Origin of the sequence: Kitasatospora sp. GP82, from assembly GCF_029892105.1 — a bacterium.
Classification (GTDB): Bacteria; Actinomycetota; Actinomycetes; order Streptomycetales; family Streptomycetaceae; genus Kitasatospora.
In genome coordinates this window covers 1-1,276 of sequence record NZ_JARZAJ010000131.1, presented here as the reverse complement: position 1 = coordinate 1,276, position 1,276 = coordinate 1, and the positions used below count along the sequence as shown (strand labels likewise).

Sequence of the window (1,276 nt, the reverse complement as noted above, 5' to 3'; positions counted from 1 at the left end):
CCCGACCCACAGGAGCAACAACCCACTCCAAACGCAGCAGCCCATCACGCCCACCACCAGCCGAGGCACCAAGCGAACCCGACACCGCACCCAGCGTGAGCGACTCCACCGACAGCACCGGAGCACCCCCGACATCAGCCACCTCGACGGACACCGCATCCTCACCCAGCCGAAGGATCCGCGCCCGCACCACAGCAGCACCCGCCGCATGCAACGACACCCCACCCCACGACAACGCCACCAACCGCTCGTCGTCGTCCACACCGGCGAAGCCAGCCGCTTGTACGGCCGCCTCCAGCAGCGCCGGGTGGAACCCGAACTCCCCGGCATCACCGAGCTGCCCGGGGACCGCCGCCTCGACGAACACCTCCTCGCCCCGCCGCCACACCGACCGCACCGCCTGGAACGCGGGTCCGAACCCGCTCGCCTCGTAGAAGCCCTCCACGTCCATGGCGACGGCGTCCCGTGGCGGCCAGACCTGAGCATCGAAGTCCGCCGGCCGAGCGCCCGTGACCAGCATGCCCGTGGCGTGGCACACCCACGGCTCGTCCGGGGCCGATTCGGCGGAGCGCGCGTAGCAGCCGACCGTACGGGCCCCGGAGTCGTCGGGGGCTCCGACCCACACCTGAACCGCGACAGCACCGTCCTCGGGCAGTACCAGCGGCTCCGCCAGGGTGAGCTCCTCCACCCGGTCACAGCCGACCTGGTCAGCCGCGCTGATCACCAGCTCCAGGAAGCCTGATGCCGGGAAGACCACCACTCCGCCCGCCGTGTAGTCGGCCAGCCACGGCTGCGCCTTCAGGGACAGCCTGCCGGTCAACAGCGCACTCTCGGAGTCGGCCAGCGGGACGACCGCTCCGAGCAGCGGATGCTCGGCCGGTGTCAGACCCGCCCCACTCACATCGCCCCTGTGCGCGGTCGGCACGGGCCAGTAGCGCTCGTGCTGGAAGGCGTAGGTCGGCAGGTCCACCCGCTGGGCGCCGGTGCCGTCGAAGAGCCCGGCCCACTCGATCCGCACGCCCTCGACGTGGACGCGGGCGAGAGCGGTGAGCAGGGCGCTCTCCTCCTCGCGGTCCTTGCGCAGCAGCGGAGCGACGACGCACTCCTGGTCCAGGCTCTGGTGGGCCAGGGCCGACAGGACACCGTCGGGTCCCAGCTCCAGGAACGCCGACACACCCTCTTCGGCCAACGCCCTTACTCCGTCGGCGAAGCGGACGCTCTCGCGGACGTGGCGCACCCAGTACTCCGGTGTGCACACCAGCTCCCGCGTGGCGAG

General features: G+C 71.6%; 1 protein-coding gene. It reads right to left on the bottom strand.

Translation table 11 applies throughout. The features are described from left to right. A partial coding sequence (locus P3T39_RS37420) for a polyketide synthase dehydratase domain-containing protein (RefSeq protein ID WP_280703795.1) occupies positions 1 to 1,276 on the bottom strand: 1,276 nt, incomplete at both ends.